Annotated in this window: 26 protein-coding genes and 1 riboswitch; of the genes, 6 read left to right on the top strand and 20 right to left on the bottom strand. The window is 39.6% G+C overall.

The features are described 5' to 3' along the window. Positions 1 to 66: 66 nt before the first annotated feature. The 6 genes from AC6CH1_RS05705 to AC6CH1_RS05680 all read right to left on the bottom strand — a co-directional run bounded on the left by AC6CH1_RS05705 (position 67) and on the right by AC6CH1_RS05680 (position 5,841). Positions 67 to 2,007 carry a GTP-binding protein gene (locus tag AC6CH1_RS05705; RefSeq protein ID WP_498316569.1) on the bottom strand — a complete coding sequence of 647 codons (1,941 nt, stop codon included), beginning with the start codon at positions 2,005 to 2,007 and terminating at the stop codon, positions 67 to 69. Between the two features lie 44 nt (positions 2,008 to 2,051). Beyond that, a complete protein-coding gene (locus AC6CH1_RS05700) occupies positions 2,052 to 2,393 on the bottom strand; it encodes a hypothetical protein (RefSeq protein ID WP_498316568.1) in 342 nt (113 codons plus the stop codon). Positions 2,394 to 2,533: 140 nt separating this feature from the next. Continuing rightward, positions 2,534 to 3,439, bottom strand: a complete 906-nt coding sequence (locus tag AC6CH1_RS05695) for a cation diffusion facilitator family transporter (protein WP_498316567.1) — start codon at positions 3,437 to 3,439, stop codon at positions 2,534 to 2,536. A gap of 179 nt (positions 3,440 to 3,618) precedes the next feature. Further along, positions 3,619 to 4,353 (bottom strand): metallophosphoesterase family protein, encoded by a 735-nt coding sequence (locus tag AC6CH1_RS05690; protein ID WP_498316566.1) that lies wholly within the window; start codon positions 4,351 to 4,353, stop codon positions 3,619 to 3,621. A gap of 36 nt (positions 4,354 to 4,389) precedes the next feature. Continuing rightward, a complete protein-coding gene (locus AC6CH1_RS05685) occupies positions 4,390 to 4,926 on the bottom strand; it encodes a histidine phosphatase family protein (RefSeq protein WP_498316565.1) in 537 nt (178 codons plus the stop codon). Between the two features lie 27 nt (positions 4,927 to 4,953). Next, positions 4,954 to 5,841: an alpha/beta hydrolase fold domain-containing protein gene (locus tag AC6CH1_RS05680; RefSeq protein ID WP_498316564.1), complete on the bottom strand. Its 888-nt coding sequence runs from the start codon at positions 5,839 to 5,841 to the stop codon at positions 4,954 to 4,956. A gap of 249 nt (positions 5,842 to 6,090) precedes the next feature. On the opposite strand from AC6CH1_RS05680, the gene AC6CH1_RS05675 reads away from it, so the two are divergent. Next, complete coding sequence (locus AC6CH1_RS05675; RefSeq protein ID WP_498316563.1) at positions 6,091 to 6,513, top strand: cobalamin biosynthesis protein CobN; 423 nt, start codon at positions 6,091 to 6,093, stop codon at positions 6,511 to 6,513. 1 nt (position 6,514) lies between these two features. Further along, a complete protein-coding gene (locus AC6CH1_RS05670; protein WP_498316562.1) occupies positions 6,515 to 6,832 on the top strand; it encodes an ATPase in 318 nt (105 codons plus the stop codon). A gap of 39 nt (positions 6,833 to 6,871) precedes the next feature. Here AC6CH1_RS05670 and dut read toward each other — a convergent pair whose 3' ends face one another. Further along, positions 6,872 to 7,315, bottom strand: coding sequence for a dUTP diphosphatase (dut, locus tag AC6CH1_RS05665; RefSeq protein WP_498316561.1), 444 nt, complete (start codon positions 7,313 to 7,315; stop codon positions 6,872 to 6,874). Positions 7,316 to 7,481: 166 nt separating this feature from the next. Next, positions 7,482 to 7,666, top strand: a riboswitch (cobalamin riboswitch). A 144-nt stretch (positions 7,667 to 7,810) separates the two neighbouring features. Here dut and AC6CH1_RS05660 point away from each other — a divergent pair. From AC6CH1_RS05660 to nrdF, 4 genes are read left to right on the top strand one after another with little or no spacing between them, the layout of a single operon-like run. Next, positions 7,811 to 8,038: a glutaredoxin family protein gene (locus AC6CH1_RS05660; protein WP_498316560.1), complete on the top strand. Its 228-nt coding sequence runs from the start codon at positions 7,811 to 7,813 to the stop codon at positions 8,036 to 8,038. A 38-nt stretch (positions 8,039 to 8,076) separates the two neighbouring features. Beyond that, entirely contained in the window at positions 8,077 to 8,403 is a 327-nt protein-coding gene (nrdI, locus tag AC6CH1_RS05655) for a class Ib ribonucleoside-diphosphate reductase assembly flavoprotein NrdI (RefSeq protein ID WP_498316559.1), read from the top strand. Beyond that, a complete protein-coding gene (gene nrdE, locus AC6CH1_RS05650; protein ID WP_498316558.1) occupies positions 8,400 to 10,493 on the top strand; it encodes a class 1b ribonucleoside-diphosphate reductase subunit alpha in 2,094 nt (697 codons plus the stop codon). Before nrdI ends, nrdE begins: the two co-directional genes overlap by 4 nt. Continuing rightward, the gene (nrdF, locus tag AC6CH1_RS05645) at positions 10,481 to 11,443 is read left to right on the top strand and encodes a class 1b ribonucleoside-diphosphate reductase subunit beta (protein WP_498316557.1); all 963 of its coding nucleotides are present in this window, start codon (positions 10,481 to 10,483) and stop codon (positions 11,441 to 11,443) included. The genes nrdE and nrdF overlap by 13 nt, the downstream gene beginning before the upstream one ends. 61 nt (positions 11,444 to 11,504) lie before the next feature. Here the strand turns inward: nrdF and AC6CH1_RS05640 are convergent, their stop codons facing one another. From AC6CH1_RS05640 to AC6CH1_RS05580, 13 genes are all read right to left on the bottom strand, one after another. Then, the gene (locus tag AC6CH1_RS05640; RefSeq protein WP_498316556.1) at positions 11,505 to 12,524 is read right to left on the bottom strand and encodes a hypothetical protein; all 1,020 of its coding nucleotides are present in this window, start codon (positions 12,522 to 12,524) and stop codon (positions 11,505 to 11,507) included. After that, entirely contained in the window at positions 12,514 to 13,014 is a 501-nt protein-coding gene (locus AC6CH1_RS05635) for a sigma-70 family RNA polymerase sigma factor (protein WP_427710300.1), read from the bottom strand. Before AC6CH1_RS05635 ends, AC6CH1_RS05640 begins: the two co-directional genes overlap by 11 nt. 187 nt (positions 13,015 to 13,201) lie before the next feature. Next, on the bottom strand, positions 13,202 to 13,759 hold the full coding sequence (locus tag AC6CH1_RS05630) for a histidine phosphatase family protein (RefSeq protein ID WP_498316555.1): 558 nt from the start codon (positions 13,757 to 13,759) through the stop codon (positions 13,202 to 13,204). Continuing rightward, positions 13,743 to 14,810 (bottom strand): pyridoxal phosphate-dependent aminotransferase, encoded by a 1,068-nt coding sequence (locus AC6CH1_RS05625; RefSeq protein WP_498316554.1) that lies wholly within the window; start codon positions 14,808 to 14,810, stop codon positions 13,743 to 13,745. The genes AC6CH1_RS05630 and AC6CH1_RS05625 overlap by 17 nt, the downstream gene beginning before the upstream one ends. Beyond that, positions 14,785 to 15,741: an adenosylcobinamide-phosphate synthase CbiB gene (gene cbiB / locus AC6CH1_RS05620; RefSeq protein ID WP_498316553.1), complete on the bottom strand. Its 957-nt coding sequence runs from the start codon at positions 15,739 to 15,741 to the stop codon at positions 14,785 to 14,787. The genes AC6CH1_RS05625 and cbiB overlap by 26 nt, the downstream gene beginning before the upstream one ends. Positions 15,742 to 15,822: 81 nt before the next feature. Further along, a complete protein-coding gene (locus AC6CH1_RS05615; RefSeq protein ID WP_498316552.1) occupies positions 15,823 to 17,019 on the bottom strand; it encodes a CbiX/SirB N-terminal domain-containing protein in 1,197 nt (398 codons plus the stop codon). Further along, positions 16,970 to 17,707 carry a sulfite reductase gene (locus AC6CH1_RS05610; RefSeq protein ID WP_498316551.1) on the bottom strand — a complete coding sequence of 246 codons (738 nt, stop codon included), beginning with the start codon at positions 17,705 to 17,707 and terminating at the stop codon, positions 16,970 to 16,972. The genes AC6CH1_RS05615 and AC6CH1_RS05610 overlap by 50 nt, the downstream gene beginning before the upstream one ends. A gap of 69 nt (positions 17,708 to 17,776) precedes the next feature. Beyond that, entirely contained in the window at positions 17,777 to 18,760 is a 984-nt protein-coding gene (locus tag AC6CH1_RS05605; RefSeq protein ID WP_498316550.1) for an ABC transporter substrate-binding protein, read from the bottom strand. 2 nt (positions 18,761 to 18,762) lie between these two features. Beyond that, positions 18,763 to 19,548: an ABC transporter ATP-binding protein gene (locus tag AC6CH1_RS05600; RefSeq protein ID WP_498316549.1), complete on the bottom strand. Its 786-nt coding sequence runs from the start codon at positions 19,546 to 19,548 to the stop codon at positions 18,763 to 18,765. A 1-nt stretch (position 19,549) separates the two neighbouring features. Continuing rightward, positions 19,550 to 20,590: a FecCD family ABC transporter permease gene (locus tag AC6CH1_RS05595; RefSeq protein WP_498316548.1), complete on the bottom strand. Its 1,041-nt coding sequence runs from the start codon at positions 20,588 to 20,590 to the stop codon at positions 19,550 to 19,552. Then, positions 20,583 to 21,425 carry a class I SAM-dependent methyltransferase gene (locus AC6CH1_RS05590; RefSeq protein ID WP_251688422.1) on the bottom strand — a complete coding sequence of 281 codons (843 nt, stop codon included), beginning with the start codon at positions 21,423 to 21,425 and terminating at the stop codon, positions 20,583 to 20,585. Before AC6CH1_RS05590 ends, AC6CH1_RS05595 begins: the two co-directional genes overlap by 8 nt. 5 nt (positions 21,426 to 21,430) lie before the next feature. Then, positions 21,431 to 22,924 (bottom strand): cobyric acid synthase, encoded by a 1,494-nt coding sequence (locus tag AC6CH1_RS05585; RefSeq protein WP_498316547.1) that lies wholly within the window; start codon positions 22,922 to 22,924, stop codon positions 21,431 to 21,433. Next, complete coding sequence (locus AC6CH1_RS05580) at positions 22,924 to 23,463, bottom strand: cob(I)yrinic acid a,c-diamide adenosyltransferase (RefSeq protein ID WP_014824141.1); 540 nt, start codon at positions 23,461 to 23,463, stop codon at positions 22,924 to 22,926. The genes AC6CH1_RS05585 and AC6CH1_RS05580 overlap by 1 nt, the downstream gene beginning before the upstream one ends. Positions 23,464 to 23,467 lie beyond the last annotated feature (4 nt).

Genomic DNA, 23,467 nt, shown 5'->3' with positions numbered 1-23,467 from the left:
CAGAAGATCCTCCTTTTTTCTAAACACTCTAACCTTAGTTCTTTATTCTCCTGCAAAATCCTTCTTTCAATCGTTTTCAATTACTTCACAATGCATCGCGTCTTTTGCTTCATGCCAAGGCACACTGTAACCCTTTCCCTTTGTACAGAAAATGCTGGACGATGTATATTCAGGGTCGGCGTTTTTATTGTAGCCAATTTGTTCAATGACTTCATCGCTGTTATGGCATACATCATAGCCATCAAATTGCAGTGTTAACGCCCCTTTTCCGTTTGTATAAGCGGCAAATTGAGTGGAATAATCCATAAAAGTTGCTACAGGTGCACGTCCGTTTAATGTCACGGTATCTTCTGTTAAAATCGGTGCTTCAAATGTCCCGCTTGCCTGTTGAATATCCGACATCATCCGCCCAATATGGTCGTTTGACGCTTTCATCTTAAATCGGTAATAAGGCTCCAACAGTACAATTTCTACTTGTTCAAGCCCTTGTCGCAATGCTCTAAACGATGCTTCACGGAAATCTCCGCCTTCTGTGTGCTTATTATGCGCACGTCCTGTTAATAGCGTAAAATGAATATCAGTTACCGGAAAACCTGTAAGTAATCCGTGAAGTTCCCGTTCAAATAGATGCTTTTCTATTAACCGCTGATGCCCGACAGATAAGTCATCGGCATGACACTGGTTGGAGAATGTGATGCCCTCTCCTCGCGTGTTCGGTTCCATTTTCAGATGCACTTCCGCATAATGCTTTAACGGTTCAAAATGGCCATAGCCGACTGTTGGTGCAGCAATCGTTTCTTTATAAAGAATTTGCGGCTTGCCGAAGTGCACATCAATTCCGAAGCGGTCTTTCACCAGCTCGGTTAATACTTCCAGCTGAATCGTCCCCATTACATGAACCGAGATTTCCTGGAACTTCTCGTTCCATACGACCCGTAAACTCGGCTCCTCCGCTTCAATTTCACGAAACATCCGGTGAAGTTCTTTAATATGCAACGCACCTTCGTACATCACTTTCGCCTGCAATGTCGGTATCATTTCAAATTGTGCAGGTTTTGATTCCGTAGTTCCTATCACAACACCAATAATCGGCGTCGCCAGTCCCTTCACCGCAAAAATATCACCCGCCTGCACCTGTTGCACTGTCGTAAAACTGCTGCCATTGTATAGCCGGATTTCCGTAACTTTTTCTGTCGTTTCACCTAATGTAAATTCATCGCGTACTTTTAAAACACCCGATAATGCTTTTATAAATGTGAGGCGCTGCTGATTGTCGTGGCGAATTTTATAGACCTTACCTTCAAATGGTCCGTTCACATCGAATGTTGTTTCCGTCAGTTGGGCAATCGTTTCGAAAAAATCCAGTACCCCTTCATCTTTTAAAGCAGAGCCCGACATACAAACAAATGCTTGTTCCTGGTGTATCATCTGCTTCAGCTTTACAGTACAATCACTCTCCGTTAAATTGTCTGCAAAGTACTTTTCCATCAGTTGCTCGTCACATTCCGCAAGCCACTCTTTTACAAAAGTATCAATGCCATTATTGAACAGTAAGGCATTTGGGGATAAGTCTTTTTTAATTGCAGCCATTACCGCTTCTACATCTGCTCCTTCACGGTCCACTTTATTAATGAATATAAATGTCGGAACATGGTGCTCCCGCAGTAAATGCCAAACGGTTTCCGTATGCCCTTCGATTCCATCAACCGCACTGACAATAACAATAGCCGCATCCATAACATGAATCGCACGCTCCATTTCCGGTGCGAAATCGATATGACCCGGTGTATCGATTAGCGTATACACTTGCCCGTTATAGTCGATCCGCCCCTGCTCCGCAAAAATGGTAATCCCGCGCTGCCTTTCAATTGCATGATTATCTAAAAAAGCATCTTGGTGATCAACCCGCCCGCGCTTTTTAATCGCATTTGTATGATAAAGTAATTGTTCGCAAAATGTCGTTTTGCCAGAATCGACATGAGCGACAATCCCGATGGTAGTATGCAATAGTATTCCTCTTTCTTTTTCATAAATTTTGGATCAATGTACGGTCATTCTTGTGAAAGAAAATAATTTCTCATTTCCTCTGGTAATTCTTCTATATTAATAATCTCCAGCTTTGTAGTACCAGGAGTTGTTTGAATCAAGAAACTTTTCTCATCAAACTCCAGTATCGTAAACTGCTGCACCATATTCGGATTAAATTCTTCCTGTATGTATTCAACAATCTCGGCATCGAAATTTTTTCCCTCCATAAATAGCGATTCCGGATTTTTAGAATTCCTTAAAGTTTGCATCAGTTCCAATGAATTGGAGGGGTTTGTTAACAGCCATTCAAATAGTGGAATAGATACAATAATTAATACGGCAATAACTGCAACTACTTTTTTCATATAATAACCTCCAGTAGGTGTGAAGCTCGTAAGTACTTACATTTTAACAGAAGATGGATGATTTTGATTCATTCATACAAAAAAAGCCATTCTCCTGTTACATCGAGTAAAAGGAGAATGGCTTGTATATCGTTTATCCATTAGAAATGGAAATCATCTTCGCAAATAACCAGCTCTTTCGGGTCATACGGTTCAATATGAACAAGTGTTGTCGCATAAGGATTCAACTGCTTCACTTCATTTTCAATCTGCTCCGTAATGGCATGTGAATCACGTACATTAAGATTAGGATTTACACTTACCGTAATATCGACAAGAATTAAGCTTCCATGCTGTCTGCCACGTACATCGGTAACATCACGGACACGCGGAATCTGCGAAACGCGCTCTTCAATCGAACTGATCAATTCCGTATCAAATCCGTCCGTTAACGAGAACACCGCTTCTTTAAAGATTTCGATCGCTGTTTTAATAATGATCAAACCGATAATAAAGGCGGTAATCGTATCGACAATCGGGAAACCTAATATCGCTGCGGTAATACCGATTGCTGTCCCGATACTGACAAAGGCATCAGAGCGGTTGTCATAGGCTGCTGCTTTAACGGCAGAACTGTTAATTCTTTTTGAGAGGTTTAAATTATATTTATATACTGCAAACATGACTGCTGCACTAAACACGGCTACAATAATTGTTAAAATGGAAGGATCCTGATCGATCGGATTGGCGATTTTTTCACCTGCTGATATAAGTACTTCGATTCCGACATAAATCATAATAAATGATGCAACAAGTGATGCGATCGTTTCTGCACGAAAATGTCCGTATCGATGGTCATCATCAGGCGGGCGCTGGGAAATTCTGAGCCCGATCAAAACGGCTACTGAAGCAATAATATCTGTTGTATTGTTTAATCCATCTGCCTTTAACGCTTCTGAATCTCCTAAATAGCCTGCTGCTAACTTAAGCGCGCTTAAAAATATGTAGGCAAAAATCGATAAATAGGCACCTTTTTCGCCCGCTCGTAAATTTGTATATTGCTCCAAAATGTTTCCTCCCTGAAAAACTTCTTTAAACACGAAAGAGGCTATCCCGCACAAAATCGAACGGGATAACCTCTTTTACATATCGTTAATAGTAGTATACCAAATAAACGGGGGAAAACATACATTCAAGAAAAAATATTATATAATTATAACTTTTTACTCAGTCTAAACGACACCTGTCAATTATCATAGTTTTCGGTTTTGTCAGATGTAACGGCATATATATGAATGATTTGGCCCTCTTCCGACAGAACGATGCCATTCAATTGACCTGTAAAATAACACCCACCGTCTATCCCGATATATTTTTGGTCTTTACTAATCCAAATATCATTACACTCATGAATATGTTGTAATGGTGTATGACCAAAAACATTGATATACGGTGTTTTATTTTCATTTTTATAGTGCTGTCGAATCCATAGGAAATTTTCATCCTGCGTTTCCTCAACTGTCGCAAAACTCGAATCAAATCCTGCATGCGTCAATAACAGATTCCCTGCAATTTCATATAATTTGCCGTTATTTAAAAAATCCAATTCCTCCGCAAACTTCTCTTTAACGACTTGCGCTTGTTCAATCGGGTCAAGTTCACTTACTTCAACCGGTAAATACTTTAGAAATGAAGCCATTGTTTCCCGGCCACCGTATTTGTAATAAAAGGCGTGCTTTTGCCCAGGATTTTCGAGAAAATCCAACAACATCATTTCATGATTCCCTTTACAAAATATAACCTGTTCCCCGTATTGCCGCTTTAAGTCCATTACTTTTTGCACGACCTCATAAGACCGTGGACCCCGGTCGATCAAATCTCCGAGTAAAACAAGGCTATCTTTTTGATTCCAATACGTTAATAACTTTTCAAATGCTTTATACTGGCCGTGGATATCACTGATAATAAAGTAATTTTTCATATTGCACCTGCTTTTCTACAACCTATTTTACGCTACCTACCGCCATATACGGTTTACAACTGTTTGTTCATTGCTAAACTCTATTTCAAAGACATCCGGATTCGACAATTGCTTCCAATCGTCAAATCCAAAATGCCGTTGAAAATGGTTGAGTAGTAAAGACATTATATTGCCGTGTGTAACGATTACCACTGACATATGAGCACTTTGTTTTAATTCCTCTACTAATTCATTGATACGATGTATCGCTTCATTACTTGATTCCCCGCCAGTAAATTTTAAATCCTTATCCACATACGTTTGTTTCAATTTTTCCAGCCAATCCGGAAGATTTTCGTCACTTAATAATCGTTCCCTCAACCGATGATCAATTTTGAAAGGAATTTTGTTTTTCCGGACAAATGGTTCTATTGTATGTAATGCTCTTGTAAATGGACTTGATATGACAAGTTCAATCGGGTATTGTTCTAAAAAATTCGCCAACTGCTCACTTTCCTCTTTACCAGCTACTGTTAACTTAGCCTTCGGATCTTGTCCCTCCGATTCAGCGTGTCGGATAATATATAATTTCATACTGTAAATGCTCCTATTTCATTCATGCTAATTTTTGATGATCTTGAGTAATTGCTTCATTGCTTTCTTCGCTTCCGGAATGGGAAATACCGGAAAGACATGATTCATTTTCGGGTATTCAAAGTAATGGACTGCTACACCTTGTTCTTTTGCTTTATCGAGAAGCATTTTTGCATCGACAACCAGTAGCTCACCCGTCCCGACAAATGCGGTAATTTGACCGATGTCTTTCAATTCTCCATGGACGGGACTTATTTTGTAATCTGTTAAATCCAATCCGTCTGCCCATAACCTGCCAAGCTCCTGTGCGCCAACTACTCCAAGCATCGGGTCAAGTTTTTCAAGTTCTTTGTAGCGCGGATCTTCCCCCCGCACATCGAGCCATGCGGAATGTAGAACAATATGCTGCGGCTGTTTTTTGGAAAATCGCTTTACTTCTTGCGCCAACGCCAATGCCAGTCCACCGCCCGCTGAATCCCCCATAAAAATAAACGGTGCATCATATTTTAAAACGAGATGATCATATAAATCATGAATGGCATTAAAGCATTCTTTATGTGTATGTTTGGGCAGTTTCGGATAAATCGGCACGATGATCGTGAAGTTTGTCTCCTGTGCAAGCTTCACTAAATAACGCCAATGAAAAATCAATGGATCATTAATATAGGCACCGCCGTGAAAATAGTAGATGACCTTTTCCGGTGTTTGCTGTTCATTGATGGTGTAATAGTGCATGCCATTCAGTTCGTCTTTTTGTATTTGATGTTGCTCTTTGAATTTCGCATCCAGTTCATACGGTTTCTCGTTGTGTTTCATTGCAATAAAATTATCGAGCAGCCGTAAATCCATAAATTTCTTCTTCGTTCCGCGCAGTACTAAAAACTTCTCAAACAACACACTTTGCACGCTTCGCATACAATGCCTCCCTTTATCTCACATCCAATTTTTACAATTTCCCATTATTATCAATTCGACTAAAATCGATTGATCCCCTTCTAAATGGAAAAACGTTTCCACTTATGCATATGCACACCGAGTTCCCGTTAGAAAAGTTCTTACGTAATTTTGATCTATTACTATTTCAATAAAATAAGAATGCAATAATTCTGAAACTTTTTTCCATCTTATTCGTAAATTAAGTAACGAATTTAGAGGGGAATGCTCATGCTAATTGGATTTTACAGTGCTCTTATCATTTTCACTTTGTTATTTGTCATTGCTGCTTACTTTATTATCCGGCAATTTATAAATAAGAAATCATCCCCCTACAACATGAATACGTTCATGTTTGGCTTGCTATCGCTGTTTATGCTAATTGTTTCAGGAATTTACAGCTATGATTTTTATCATCTGCAAACAGGCGATCAGAAAACTGCTGGAGGGATTTGTGAAATTACCTTTGTAAACGGGCATGGAAGAAGTATTGATACGACTGAAGTGATGATTGAAGATAAAGTTTACAATATAAAGTCCAGTACTTATAAAGACTTCCCTGATGGACGTTATCATTGTGAATTAACGTATTTACCGATTTCAAAAATTGTTACTGAAATCAATATTCAGACAAACGGAGAGAAGGGGGACTAATATGATTGATTTGGATTTTTTAATTAATTACGCATTCATATTAATGTTGATTTTAATTATGACAATTGCCTTATCTATGTACTATCGTAAAAAGCCGAAAGTGGATAAAGGGTTTAAATTTGCCTATCATGCCCTTTCATACCGCCGTAAGTTTTTGCGCAGTATTTATTCAATTCCCATTTATATCATAGCGTTGGCCATTATTTATTCGGTTGAAGGATTCACTAATTTCTTTATATTTTTCACCCTCTTTTTCATAATACTTTTTGGCATTCAAACTTCGTACAATTATATAAAGTGGAAAAAAGAAGAAGAGTAAAACGCCTGAGTTCATTTATCTCGACTCAGGCGTTTTTCATTATTTTACGCCGCTCGAACCAAAGCCTTTATCACCACGCTCCGTATCCGACAGTTCGTCCGTTTCTTCAATGAAGACTTGTGGGACATATTGAATAACTAGCTGTGCGATTCGCATACCCTTTTCAATCGTAAACGGTTCTTTCCCGTGATTGATTAGAATCACACCGATTTCACCGCGATAGCCTGCATCGATCGTACCTGGACTATTTAACACCGTAATCCCATGTTTTAATGCCAATCCGCTACGTGGGCGTACTTGTGCTTCTGTTCCTTCCGGCATTTCGATTTGAAGACCAGTTTTAATTAATCCATATTCTCCAGGCAGTAAAATTTTTTCTTCAACTGCACTTAAATCCATCCCAGCATCCCCTTCACGTGCCTGTTTCGGCAGTACTGCTTCCGGATGGATTTTCTTAATTTTTAATTGAATCGGCATATTCATCCAACTTTCTCTTTTTATATAAACTAACTTCATGCAGTTATAACAAAACCATATTTTTTCTCTATTTTCAATAGGGAGTTTTCTAGGATTTTTGTTGTATTTATGGAATCATTCATTAGGCTCTTTACTTTTAGGTTGTTAACGCTTATACTCAATTCAACTATATATTGTGTTTTTTTAACAAGGTACTACTAAATGTAGTTTAAAAGGGAAGTTTGGTGAAAAACCAACGCTGTCCCCGCAACTGTAAATGCTGACTGAAGACGAATAGACCACTGTGCTACTAGCATGGGAAGGTGCGTCTGACGGATGAAGCAAAGCCAGGAGACCTGCCTCGTTAAAACTACGTACATTTCTTCGGGGAATAGGAAATGGAGGCGCGCACTCTATCCGTTTCCATTTCAAGCTATCCTGTTTTCCGGGATAGCTTTTTTGTTTTTCCCCGCTGACATGTACGGCACAATCATTAGTAATACTTATATAGCGAGGGATTCTATGATGAAACTTTACACGAAAACAATTTGCCCAAAATGCCTATGGGTAAAATCAGAACTTGATGCAGCCAACTTGGAAGTTGAGGTCATTAATATTGACCAGGATGAAACAGCAAAACAACAAGTAATCGATGCAGGTTTTCTGTCTGTGCCGTTATTTGAAATAAACGGAGAATTTATTGCAGAGCCGACTTCTATTATCGATCGCATTTCTGAAATGACTGCATGATCATTTATGCTTCACGAACTGGTAATGTACGATCCATCGTGCAAAAACTCGGCTTGCCCGCAAAGGATCTGGCGGAAGTAGTTAAAGTTAATGAACCGTATCTTTTATTCACGTATACGGATGGATTAGGCTCTGTCCCCCCTATCGTCGACCAGTTCATGACTGCGCACTTTGATTTATGCAAAGGAATCATCGTAAGCGGAAACCGTAATTTCGGTCAAGCTTTTTTCGGTCGTGCTGGTGACCTTTTAGCTGCACAATACGGAATTCCGTTAATTGAAAAAGTGGAAATGAGAGGAACTCCGGCTAATTACGAAGCGATTACTGAATACTACTACTCCATTTGGAAAGAGGCATCGATATGAAACAGTATTTAAAATTAAATAACGATATATTAAACCGTTACCGCGCTACCGGTGAACTGGATCTGGCGAAAGACAAAGAAGCAACACGCCGCTATTTTCTGGAAGACGTCAATGTCCGTTTGCGTTACTTTATTGATATTGAGGAAAAAGTACGCTATTTAGTTGAGGAAGGCTATTACGAAAAAGAGTTTTTGGACTTGTACGCGATGGACTTTATTAAACGGATGTATAAAAAAGCCTATTCCAACAAGTTCCGGTTCCCTTCATTCATGAGTGCTTCTAAGTTTTACGAAAGCTATGCGATGAAAAGCCGTGACGGAAAAGAGATTCTGGAAAAGTACGAGGACCGGATCGTCATCATCGCCCTTTATTTAGCACAAGGTGATGAAACGTTGGCGGAAAAAGCCATTGAAGCGGTCATGACTGCCTACCAGCCGGCAACACCAACTGCTTTAAACAGCGGGAAAAAGGCGCGTGGTGAGCTTGTCTCATGCTTTAAACTGACGATGGATGATACGATGAATTCGATTGCCGAGAACATCGGTTACTGCCTGGAGCTTTCCCGTTTAGGCGGCGGTGTCGGAGTAAACTTGACCGATCTGCGTCCATTAGGCGATCCGATTAAAGGGATATTAAACCGTGCGAGCGGGGTTATGCCCGTTGCGAAACTGCTGGAGAATTCGTTCTCTTATTCGAATCAATTGGGGCAGCGAAATGGGAGCGGAGTGATATATCTAAATATTTTTCATGGTGATATCGAAAGCTTTATTTCAAGTAAGAAACCAAATGCCGATGATAAAATCCGTTTAGCTACACTATCTACAGGGATTATTCTTCCCGATATTTTCTTTGAACTGATGCGTCGCGATAAAGATATCGTTCTGTTCAGTTCCTATGATATTTATAAAGAATACGGGAAACGCATGTCGGAAATTTCGATTACGGAAATGTACTATGAGCTATTGGATAATCCGAACATCCGTAAACTGAAACGATTAAATGCCCGTAAATTATATACGGAGATTAAAAAAGCACAATTCGAATCGGGTTACCCGTTTGAAATATTCGATGATAATGTCAATAACGCCCATCCATTAAAGGAAATTGGACGTGTGAAGATGTCGAATTTGTGCAGCGAAATTCTTCAGTATCAGCAAACAAGTGTCATTACAGACCAGAATGAGCCGAATGAATATGGCCTCGATGTTTCTTGTAATTTAGGTTCAATCGACATTCACGAAGCAACGAAAGTTCAGGATTTCGGACAGCTTGTCGATACAGCAATGCGTCTTTTGACGAATGTTTCAACGATGACCGATATCGTCAACGTTCCTTCTGTGTCCAAAGCCAACAAAGTGATGCACTCTGTAGGATTGGGCGTTATGAACTTGCATGGACACCTTGTACAAAGTGGAATCAGTTATGGTTCCAAAGATTCGATTGAATTTATCGATGCGTTTATGGAAGCACTAAACTATTACTCTCTAAAAGCATCAATGGAAATCGCGAAAGAAAAGAACGAAACGTTTTATCGTTTTGAAAAAAGCGATTATGCGAGCGGTGTTTACTTTGAAACCTATATAAATAAAGAAGAAAAAGAACTTGCACCAGAAGTGATTAAAGCACTTGGGGGTACACCGATTATTACTCAAAATATGTGGCAACAGTTGAAGTCTGACGTACTGAAGCATGGCTTGTTCCACTCATACAGACTTGCGATTGCTCCAACTGGCAGTATCTCCTACATCCGCAGCTGTACCGCTTCCATCGCCCCTGTTACAGAACGCGTGGAAGTACGTGACTATGCGGACAGTCGAACAATTTATCCGATGCCATTTTTAACAAATGATAACCAGGATCTTTATACCGAAGCATATGAAGTTAACCCGTATGAACTGATCGACCTTTACGCAGCCGCGCAAAAGCATGTCGACCAGGGAATTTCCATGACACTATACGTAACGGATCAGTGGAACACAGAACAATTGGCAAAAGCTTATATATATGCTTGGACGAAAGGCATTAAAACCGTATATTACGTACGCCAACGTTTACTAACAATTGAGGAGTGTGTCGCATGTCAAATTTAACGTATAAAGCAGTCAACTGGAATACCCCTACGAGTGAACTCGCTCGTATTTTTTGGGACCAGCAATGGAAACAAATCTGGTTCCCCGAAGAAATTGCGGTCAGTAAAGACGTCAAACAATGGAAGGAATTCGAGCATCAGGATACATACAAAAAAGTGTTCGGCGGCCTGACATTGCTTGATACGGTACAAACGAACATCGGCATGAATGAAATCGCCAAGTACACACCCGATTTCCAGGAGAAAGCGGTGTTAACCGTATTCGGATCGTTTGAAGCAATCCATGCAAAGTCTTATTCGTATATTTTTACAACATTATGCACAAACACGGAAATCGATGAAGTTTTCGAATGGGTGCAAAAAAATGAGTTTCTTCAATATAAAGCAAACCGCATTGGCGAAGTATACACTGCTATAAAAGAAGAGGACCCGGAAAGCTTATGGAAAGCGATGTTTGCTTCAGTTATGCTGGAAAGCTTCTTATTCTATTCCGGCTTCTTCTACCCTCTTTATTTAGGAGGACAAGGTGTTTTAAGAAATAGTGCGGAAGTGATTAGTTTAATCTTGCGTGACGAATCCATTCACGGGGTAGCTGTCGGCTTTTTCGCGCAGAACATTTTCAAAACGTTCACTGCAGAAAAACAGCAGGAGCTTACTTTATGGGGCTATGAATATTTACTCGATTTATATCAAAATGAAATGAAGTATACCGATGATTTATATGCAGAAACAGGTCTTTCCCCTGAAGTGAAAAAATACGTACGCTATAATGCGAATAAAGCGCTTATGAACTTGGGGCTCGATACGATGTTTCCTGATGAGGAAGTGAACCCGATTGTCATGAACGGGATCTCCAATACTGGGTCAACCTACGATTTCTTTAGTCAAAAAGGAGCTACTTATGCGGTTGCTAAAGTGGCCCCTATAACTGATGATACATTTAAATTTTAAAATTAAAACGCTATGGCCAATTTGTGCCGTAGCGTTTGTTTCAAATTAGATCGATTCTTTCTTATTGTAAAAATGGATAATCGTCAATATAGCTGCGTTCAAATATCTCTAAAAGTTCAAGTACCTCCAATGCTTCTTCATGCCATTTCGGTTGTAGGATCATCTGTTCAATATTTCGTTTATAATCCATATAAAACAACGGCTCAAAGTGAAACGGATATTCTTTGAATGGTGCAGCCTCATAAATTAATGATCCATATGTCTCTCTAATATAATCAAACGTCATATTTACATTTATAAACTCATATTGCTGCTGATCATTCAAACCCAGGTCCAGCGCCAAATGTTCTTTTTCTGCAAACCTAAATGTATCCGGAGTCTTTACTTCTATTAATGGTGGCTTCTCTGTAACTTTCGATCGTTGTTCTGTCTCAAACTTTTCAATTTCCTTTGCTGCATGCTTATAATAAAATTCCCTTGCCTCCTTATGAATTTGGCCTATATATTTATCTTTTGGACCTTTTAATCCTCGCTCTTTAATGAAGCTTTCAATCACCGAATTAACTGTCGCATTCTTTATAAGAATATCTTTATATTCATCGTTCGATAAACCTAATGCCTGAAGCATTTTTTCATGTTTAAGTTTCGACAGTGGATTACCTTCTATATAAGAAAAAGACTGTTTCGCATTTTTTAAGACTGACTCTTTGTCGATTTTAATATTTTCGTACTTTGCATATGTTAGTAGCGCACTGCGTTCAATAGCAAAAAATAAATTATGCTCTATGGCATCTGATTTTGTCATAAATTGACCTTGGTTATACTGATCGGAATAAACAGCAAGCAAAAAAAACTGTTCATCTATCGGTTCTATATAAAGGTTACTTGTTGTTTCTTCAGGTTTTTGCAGTGGAAATATGAATACTACCATACATAAAAAGAGAACGATTACAACCGGATAGCCCCATTTGAACTTTTTCCTGCCATTCCTATGAGCGTAGTATTGTTCCAGTGCTTTCTGCTGTACACGTTTTGTTTCATCAAGCATTGGTCCTGTTAAATTTTCTAATTCATCCTTCACTGTTCAACACCTCCCAGTCCGTTTCATTTAATTGTTCCTTTAAAATCTTTCTTGCTTTAATTAACCTAGTTTTCACCGTACCTTCCGCAAGTTTTAATGTAAAAGCAATATCTCGAACAGTTTGTGAATCATAATAATAAAGGATAATAATTTCCCGGTACTTGAATGGTAATTGCCAAACAGCCTTGCCAATTGTACTTTTTTCTTCCGATATTACCATTCCGTCTCTTTGTGAAGTGTCTTTTTCAATACCAAGTACATCGATTATGCGCACTTTTCTATAACGCCAGCTTTTCAAATAATCTTTACATTGATTCACCGTTATTTGTACTAAATAACTCTTTTCACTTGTTATTTCATTCTTTGAAAGCATTACTTTTATCCAAACATCCTGCACAATGTCTTCGGCTGCTTGTCGGTCTTTAACGTAGAGAAAGCTTAACTTTAATAAATAATTCGTATATGTATTAACAAGTCGTTCAAATTCCATTTCTTCACCTCACTTGACTATAAAACGATTGTACATGTAATTTGGCTTTAAATTTTAATCAATTTTTCTAAAAAAATACTTCAGGGGATTAATTACCATAAAGTTCTATCGATTTAATTAATTTGACCCCATTACAATTTTGATAAAAGAAAAACGCTACACCAAACATTGGTATAGCGTTTTTCTTCTATTTAATAATGCTATGTAATTGATCACTGTGCCCTTCTATTGAAAAACACCCAGCACCATCCAACAGATAACCCCATAGCTCGTTGTAAGGCTGTTTATGAAGCGCGATAATCAAACAGGCAATGGCAACACCGTGTGAAACGACAGCGATTCTCTCATACGGTAACTGTAACAAATACTCGTGAATTGCAATCATTCGGTTCGTTACGTCTTCAAAGGACTCTTGTGTCGTATTCATAAATAAATGCGGTGTATTTAAATAGCAACAATACTGTTCATCCTGTTGAAGGTCCTTAATGTAGCTGCCTTGCCAATGCCCCAAGTTAATTTCACGCAAACTTTCGTTTTTATGAATGGTGTGGTCCGAAAACATGAGACGGGCTGTTTGCACTGCACGCTTCAGGTCACTGGAGAGTACGATCTCCGGATTCCAGTTAACGGACGTTGCCTGATCGATTCCTTTTGTCGTTAATTCCGAGTCAAGCCACCCTTGCAGACGCCCTTCTTTATTCCATACAGTTTCTCCATGACGGTAGTAGTTAATAATTTTTGACATAATCCATTATTTCATCCTTGCATTTAGTCCAGATTTCTTCACTTTTGACAGCGATTCGAAACCATGCGCCGTCCAGGCCGACATAGTTTTTTGTATGGCGTAATACGATACCCCGTTCTAATAAATATGTAAAAAAATCATCCGGATTATATTGTTTTGGTAATTGGAACAATAAGAAATTCGCTGCACTGTTTGACACTTTACAACTAATTAATTTTAAGTCCACCACCATCTGACTCCGTAATCTGCTGCTCTTTTCACGAGATTCCTTCACAAAATCCTTGTCCTGTAAACAGAGACTGCCGACTTCATTTGCAATCGCGCTCACATTCCAATGCGGCAAGTAATGACGGAGTTTTCCTGCCTGTTGACCGATGACATAACCGAGACGAATCCCTGCCAGTGCATACATTTTTGTCATGGATCGTACGACAAATAAATTGGAATAGCTGTTTACCAATGAAACAATGCTCTCCGATTCATCGGTCCAGTCCATAAACGCTTCATCGACTACAAAATTGCAGTGGGGATAATTTTTAATCAACTGTTCAATCCAATGTTTTTTCAATAAGACGCCTGTAGGATTATTCGGATTGCAAATATAGCAGGCATGGACATCTTTTAGCTGTTTCTCCAATATTTCCTCATTAAATCGATATGTTTCAATATCGTCAGCTAAAATAGAATGAATAACACAATTCTGCTGTTTTAGTGTTCTCGCATACTCCGAAAATGTTGGCTGTAACAAAGCAATTTCCTGTCCATTGAAAAGCTGTGCCAAAGCCATTAAGCCCTCTGCCGCACCGTTTGTGACGACAACTTGATCGGCTGCTACTTGGTGAACAGCTGCCGCTTGCGAACGAAACGGTTCCGCTTGTTCATCCGGGTAGCCAGTAATTTTTTCTAACAGGTTTGACCACTGTTGAGCTACTAGCTTCGGATACCCGAGATCATTGACATTTTCGCTCACATCGATGACTTGATCCGGCATTTTTAAATTCATCGCTTTATATAATGCTGCCGCATTAGCCCCATGTGCAGGCAATTGCATACAATATTCCCCCTGTTATCACAACACACCATGTACAAACATACATGTGCCGGATCGCTTTTTTAATATGTATTCTTTGCATCGTTTCGTACGGTTCACCCATATAAGCACGGAAGGATTCCACCCCGCCATAACGATTAAACCCGCCTAAACGAATTCCTAACTGAACAGCAGTAGCTGCCTCCAAATATCCACTATTCGGGCTTGGATGTTTTTTAGCATCCTTTAGCCAGTTTTTATAGCGGTGTTTGAAAGGTTTTGCCGTTTCACATTTTGTAAATATAATAAGGAACCACCCGGAAATTCTGCTGGGCAGATAGTTCGCAACATCATCCAATTTAGCTGCAGCAAACCCAAAATCAGCATACCGTTCATTTTTATACCCGATCATAGAATCCAGCGTATTAATCGCTTTATAGCTCCATGCACCGGTTGCACCAAAACATAGCGCATACATAAGCGGAGCCGTCACACCGTCACTCGTATTTTCTGAAACCGTTTCAACGACACCCCGTACAATTTCAGGTTCATCCAGATGATTCGTTTCACGGCCTACAATCCAGCTTAAATATTTTCTTGCTTCGGGTAAATCATTCGCTTTCAAGGAATCGTAAACGAGCATCGCCGCTTCTTTTAATGATTTCTGGGCAAGAGCTAAACTAATCAAAAAGATTTCGACTACAAGCCAAAGAAGAAGATGTATTTTTATTGCAAGAAAGACAATTAAGAAAACCGAGCCCGTTGTAATACTTATAGTGAGAAAAACTGTTAGTAATCCATTGATCCGTCTTCTACTGCCACTGCCATGATTCCATTTCTTTTCGAAAAAAGAAATCATGTTTCCGATATATATAACAGGATGTGTCCATTTTTTCGGATCCCCAACAATGCAATCGATGAGCACTGCGATTACACAAATAATAAAATACATTGTGCCCCTCGCCCCTTTATTTTCGTTTGATATGAAATGAAAATTCCAGAGCATATTCGATGCTCTGGATAAACTTTAACATTAATGATGGTGGTGATGTTCATATCCATGTTCTTCTGCATATTTGCGGAAATTCTCTAAATCGATCATCCCTGTTGATGTCCCGTCTAAAGCCTGGTCCATGCGCTCAAGCAATACTTTCTTTAAATTCGGATGGTAGCCGAAATAATTTGCAAGTAAAAAATCTACATCTTCATATTGCTCTGTAAACTGCTGGACCATTTTAGCCATTCGTTCCATCAACACCCCTGTAAACAAGAAGTATGGAAGCATCACAATTTTTTTTGCTCCAAGTCTTATACAGCGTTCAATCCCTTGTTCTACTGATGGGGTCGTTACGCCCATAAATGCACTTTCTACTATAGAAACGTCTAGTTTTTCCCATAATAAACGGGTAATTTTATAGAAATCGCCATTTGCATATGGATCACTGCCGCCGCGAGCAATAAGTAAAATAGCTGTGTCGTCATGTTTTTCATCAGGATTGAAGCCTACTTCTGTTAATCGCGACTTAAGAATTTCGAAAATTTCTTCATGAATCCCAATTGTTTGACCATATGTAAAGCGAACATCCGGAAAATGCTCTCTTGCATGTTCGATTTCGGCCGGGATGTGCATTTTTGAGTGTCCTGCGTGTAATAAGATGATGGGGATTACATGGACTTCATCCGCGCCTCTTTCAACACAAAGCTGAATCCCATCTTCTATATTCGGTGAAGCAAATTCCAGAAAACAAGTTTCAACTAGTAGTGCTGGATCAATATACGTTTTCGTCTGCTCGACAAACTGACGTACTTCCTCATTTCCAGCCTCTAATCTACTACCATGCCCAACAAATAATACTGCTTTTTTCAATGGTCCTCTTCCTTTTTTATATTTATCGATCCCTTTAATTCGATTTTCATGTCGGATTCTTTCCCCATGTTCCACCGAATAAATAATGGATGATTCTTCAGCAGTATCCTGAACTATTGCACGAGATGTTTCCTCGTCTTGAACGGAATACCATGTCCCTTTCGGATAATCGATGACAACACATTTATCTTTACATCGACCATTACAACGGGTACGTGATGTATGAATCGTTTCATCTAAACGATTTTTACGAATTTCATCCCGGATTTGCTTTGTTACTTCTTCTGCACCTGCACCCATACAGGTAGCCCCGTTACAAATTAACAGATGACGCTTCATTTGATTTAAATTCCAAGTTGTCATAGAGTCCTCCTTCTTGTAGTTGATCAAAGTAAGTTTTATTTTTGTGCACGAACGCCGAAAACTTATCGATTGATGACGCATTGTACTTTCCTAATATATTTTTCACAAGATCGATCACTTGATTTTCCGGTACTTTTTTTAATAATAGATGCCCGGAACTGGCACGTCTCCCCATTGGAATCGCGCCTCCGTAAATATCAACTTTGCCATTATGAAAAATGAGTGCCAAGTCATCCTGAACCGCGTTATAGCATGCTTGGGTGCATGCATTAAAGCCGATGCATACCCTATTTTTTAATGGCATTTGTTCAACTTGTTCTAGTAAGTCCTTTGCAAGTGGTAAACCGTCTAACAAATCCCCATCACAAAAGTCGCAACATTTAAATAAAGCACTTGGTGTTTGGGATGCCACATACAAATTCACTTCCGTTAATTTTTCCATTGCCTGCTCAATATGTGAACGATGGACAGTAACAATAAAACTATGGCCGGCAGAATATTTTACAGCGCCAGATTTTTCAAGATTCGCTAACACAATCAGCTGATCACTTGTTAAATGTTTGTTTATTAACCCTGGTCGTACAATTAATGCTACATAGTCATCCGTTGCTTTTAATTTTGCAAATGTCTTGTTAGGCATCGGCAGCTGCAACGCCTTTTCAAAATTTTTCTTAGCATATTCTTGCATATATACACCGCTCCCATTCATCAATTACGCACTTGTGTCGACTGGTGGAATCCCTTTGATTTTGAAAGATTAGAATGAATCAGGGTAAAGACCTTTTACAATAATTTCAAGCGCTTCTGCCACACGAACACCTTCTGATGCAGCCGATAATGGTAAAACAACAAAACGTTCATTTTGTACTGCCGGTGTTTGGCTCAGTGCCGGATCATTTTTCAGGAAATTAATTTTCTCTTCTGCTGTAGTAGAACCGTAATCAATTACAATAATAGCTCCCGGATTACGTTCTACAGCATCTTCTTTTGAAACCGTTGCCCAGTTTTTCTCGATATCACCAAAAATATTATTTGCTCCCGCCATTTTCACGAGAGTGTTCATAAAGTTTTGAGTGGCTGTAAATACATCTTTATCACCACTATCAAATACTAGAACATCAATTGGTTTGTCCACAGTAGGAACTTTTTCTTTAATTTTTTCAATATTAGCGTTCATTTCTTCAATCAATGTTTCTCCGCGCTCTTCAACACGAAAGATTTTTGCGATATTACGGATATCCGTGTAAATATCCTCTAACTCCGGAGCCACTTTTACTGAGGAAGACTGCAGGTAACTGCGGATTCCCAATTGTTCCATTTCTTCGCGTGACATTAAGTTTTTCTCATTAAAGGCACTTGCCCAGCCACCGTAAATGAAATCGGCTTCTGTTGAAATAACCTGTTCTTTCGAAGGATATTGTTCAGCCAGTACCGGAACCTGGTCATACGCTTCTTGTAACGGAGGATAAATCTGGTCGTCCAAGTAAGCTGTACCTACCATCGAATCTTCCAAGCCGAGTGCAAGCATTACTTCTGTTACATGCTGATTTATGGAAATCGCTTTTTGGGGAGCTTCTTCATATGTAATGGACATGCCTTCATTTTCAATTGTTACTGCCTGAACTGTTTCATCCGAATCTGCTGTCGCCTGTTTTATACTTTGTTCCTCATCCGAACATGCCCCTAAAATTAATGCGGATGCTAGGGCAAACGGAGCCCATAGATTTTTACGAATCTTCATTGTTAATCTCCTATAGTATCTATTTGTGTATTCGTATAAAAAAATAAATGCATTTTCCCTGTGAACGGATTTTTAGAAATCCCTGCATCTATATGAAATACTTCTTTTAACATCGGGGTCGTCAATACATTTTCCGGTGAACCATGAATATGTAATGTTCCATTGTTCATAACAATTAACTCATCACAATAAGCTGCAGCTAAATTTAAATCATGTAACGCCGCAATGATCGTAATCGGTAAATCTTTGACTAAATCCATTAAATGGAGCTGGTGTTCAATATCCAAATGATTTGTCGGTTCATCCAATATGAGAATACTTGCCTGCTGTGCCAATGCACGTGCGAGCATTACTCGTTTTTTTTCGCCACCTGATAAATTACTTAATGTTCGATTGGCTAAATGACCAATATTTGCTAATTTCATGCTTCTGTCCACGATTGACATATCTTCTGAGTTTTCAGAACTGAGCCAGCCTTTATAAGGGGTGCGTCCCATCATTACCAAATCTTTTACTGTAAAATCAAATAATATAGCGGACTCTTGACTAACGACCGCTATTTGTCTTGCCAGTTTTTTCGGGGAAATATCCCAGACTTCCTGTTCATGCAAAGTTACTTTTCCCGATGATTGTTTCAGGTGACGGTACAAAATCTTAAGCATTGTTGATTTACCACTGCCGTTTGGACCAATAATCCCTATAAATTTCCCTTCGACGATTTCCAAAGAAATGCTTTTCAAAATCTCCTTATCATCCACCGAATATTCAACTTGTTGTAGCTGGATCATCTCATTCTCCTTCCCCAAATGCATAGCGCTCCCGACGAAGCATCCAAATAAAGAAAGGGCTGCCAAATAATGCGGTAACAATTCCGATTGGCATCTCTTCCGGTGCAATTGCAATACGTGCACCCATATCAGCCCAAATAATAATAATGGCTCCAAGCAGCGCACTTAGCGGTAAAACTACTTTATAATTGGACCCGACAATCATCCGTACAATATGCGGGACAATGAGACCGACAAATCCGATACTCCCGCTTACAGCAACTACGACGCCGGTTAGTAAAGATACAATGATAATAATGAACAGCCTGAATCGTTCAATATGGATCCCTAAAGTCGATGCTGTTTCTTCACCTAGTAACAGTGCGTTCAGTTGACGATAGCTTAGTAGTAATAATGGAAATACGATACAAAAAGTAACTAAAGGTATTCCGAGATTTGACCACTTTGCCCCGCCTAAACTGCCAAGCATCCAAAACATGACTGCCTGAACACCGCCCTGTTCTTTTGAAATCATCAACATAAAGTTGGTCATCGCACCTAACACCATGGAAACCGCAATCCCCGACAGCAATAATCGAATCATCGAAGTTTTCCCATTCACCCGGGCAAGCATAAATACAATCATTACGGCAAATATTGCACCAAAAAAAGCGGCAAGCGATAAAGCAAACACTCCGAAAAAGCTAAATGCACCGAATAAAATTACTGAAGTTGCCCCGACAGATGCTCCCGACGAAACACCGAGTATGTAAGGATCTGCAATGGAATTCTTTACTAGAGCCTGTATTGCAGCACCCGATATTGCCAATGATGCTCCGACTAGAAGTGCCAATAGTACACGTGGCACCCTGATTTCCCAAATAATTATTTGCTGCGCCTTAGAAGCGTTTGTTTCACTTAAAATTCCTGTTTTAAAAAGTAAAACCTCAATAATTAACTGGGGTGTGATCCCTACAGAACCTACCATGATTGCACCAATAATCGATATGACGAGCACAATGATTAAAATAGGCAACCATAGCCAAAGTTTTTTTTTATTCATAAAAGTTTACCGGCTCCCAACTAATGATCGCTGCATAAAATTTATGACGGTAAACAATCTTGCCTTCCTCCACTTTAACGAATCGGGCAAGTGCCTCTTTAACATGCTCTAAATCAAACGGATTCGATAATATTTTTTTACTTTGTGCTTCATAGAGCGCTTCATAACTGTCATAGTAATAAACACGTTCCAATGGCAGCATTTCGCAATCTGCATAAATTCCTAATTGGTACAGCATATTTAAAATTTCAATATAGTCTCTTCTGGGATATTTAATCTGATAGTGATATTCCTTCGCTAAAACATCATAATGTGGTTGAATTGGACCTGTTGTTAAACCGATGATTGCTCTTTTCTTTGCGCAATTATTCATTTTCAGCAGTGCATCATTCATCTCATATATTCGGTAATAGCAATTGACCCCGATTACTATATCATGCTGTTCAACATCTGCTTCTTCCCACTTCGCATGGACAAAATTTACCGCATCGTCTTCCTTGAAATACTGCTGCAAGTAGTTTAAAACACTTTTTGAGCCATCAACCAATGTAAGTTTTCCGACATCTTCTCTTAAAGGAAATGTATAATTCCCCCAACCTGGTCCCATTTCCAGACAGCTTGCACCCTGTGGTATGTATTGACGAATTTTTTCATAAATCGGAATGGCATGTGCATCCGTTTGTTTATAGGACTTTTTTTGCATCGATTGGGCCCAAAATGCTTCCTCCAATGCATCATTTTTCATCCGTTCCGGCATATTTCCATGCCAGTCCAGCATCCCTTCCTTCCAGAGCTGCTCAAAATCAATTGCAAGTGGCCCATGTAAAACAGCCATCAACTTCACCTCTTTTCAAACTTGGCTTCCGAAATAAACGAATAAATCTTCTCCATATCCAAATGCCCACGAACATGGCGATCCAGCATTTCATAGGCTTGTTCGCGACGTTCAAAATCGGATAACACTTCTCCTGTAATTGGCTCCATTCCTTTTTGCACACGGATTGTATTAAAATAATCGCGTGTAAATAGGCGATTTTGGAAAATCCCATGAACATATGTACCAAATACTTGGTCAGTATAGACACCGTCTGTCCGGCCGTCATAAAATTGGATGAAAGGCTTCAACGGTTTAGTCGCAACACTGCGGCCTAAATGAATTTCATAGCCTTCAATCTCATGACCTGTGCAGCTTCTTCCCGAAACTTGAACCGTTTGCTTACTATTGATAAATGTTGTTTCGATCGGCAGCAGACCTAATGTCAAATACGTTCCGCCAGTGCTTTCAACCGCCTGTTCGTCACGGATAATCTCACCAAGCATCTGATAACCTCCACAAATACCGATAATGCGGACATTTTGATTCGCTAATTGTAAAATACCTTGCATCAGCCCAGTTTGCTGAAGCCATAAAAAATCTTCCACCGTGTTTTTAGTACCTGGTAAAATTACGACATCCGGATTTTTTAAATCACTAAGCGTTGAGACAAAGCGCACGCCTACACCCGGTTCTTCAAACAATGGATCCAAATCAGTAAAATTAGATATACGCGGTAAACGGATAACGGCGACATCAACCGCAAATTCATGCTGCTGTGGCTTCTTTAAGCGCAGGCTGGATAGGGCCATCGAATCTTCTGCCTCAATTTGAACATCGAAATACGGTATGACACCAAGTACAGGAATACCTGTATATTCCTCCAGCCAATCGATTCCACTTGTCAGCAGTTCTTTCATGCCGCGAAACTTATTAATAATAATTCCTTTTACACGTGCTTTTTCCGCATCATCCAATAACATTAACGTTCCGACGAGTGAAGCAAAAACACCACCGCGTTCAATGTCCGCCACTAAAATCACTGACGCGTCCGTTTCATGTGCCATTCGCATATTGGCAATATCACGACTTTTCAAGTTAATTTCCGCAGGACTTCCCGCACCTTCCAGAATAAGAACATCGTAGTTATCCGATAAACGTTCAAGCGATGTACGTACTTCAGGCATGACATCTTCTACAAATTGTTCACGATAACTGACCGCATCCATGTTTGCAAAATGTTTACCGTGCAAAATCACTTCTGATACCATATCCCCTTTAGGCTTCAGTAAAATCGGGTTCATATCTGTCGTTGCATCAATTTTTGCCGCTTCTGCCTGGACCCCTTGAGCACGCCCAATTTCTCCTCCATCTTTTGTAATATACGAATTCAGCGCCATATTTTGTGATTTGAACGGAGCAACCCGGTAACCGTCATTAACTAAGATGCGACATAATGCGGTACATAGTACACTTTTTCCCACATCGGATGCTGTGCCCTGAATCATGATTGCCTGCACTAAAACTCCAGCCCCTTCATAGCTGTGACATCCTGCTCGCTGTAATAATGTTTCGTTGCATCAACGGTTGAAACCAGATCAGCCATCGCAATAAGATCCGGATGTGCCGAACGTCCTGTGACGACTAAATGCATTGTGGCAGGTCGACTCCGAATTGCTTCAAGTACTTCCTCTAAAGGCAAAACATCATCGATTGGGAATTTTGAAATTGCCAATGCATTATTTAATTCATCCAAAACTAGTAAATCCGTCGTTTCATCCTGCAATTCCTTTTTTACAATTTGCCAAGCCTTTCTTAACGCTTCCCTGTGTTCTTCCGGTGTTTTTGTCCACGTAAAGCCAATGCCGAGCTGAACGGTTTCAACACCTAATTTCCGAAGTGCAATTTGTTCTCCATATGTACGTTCCGGTGATTTAATAAACTGAAAATACTTCACCGTCATCCCACGGCCAATTGCACGTAAGGTTACACCTAATGAAGCGGTTGTTTTGCCTTTTCCTTCACCCGTATATACGAGCAGCATTCCTTTTCTCGCCATGTTA

This window comes from Solibacillus sp. GQ1, from assembly GCF_059758555.1.
Note: the sequence above shows the minus strand (reverse complement) of the source record. Positions and strands in the feature narration are given on the sequence as shown.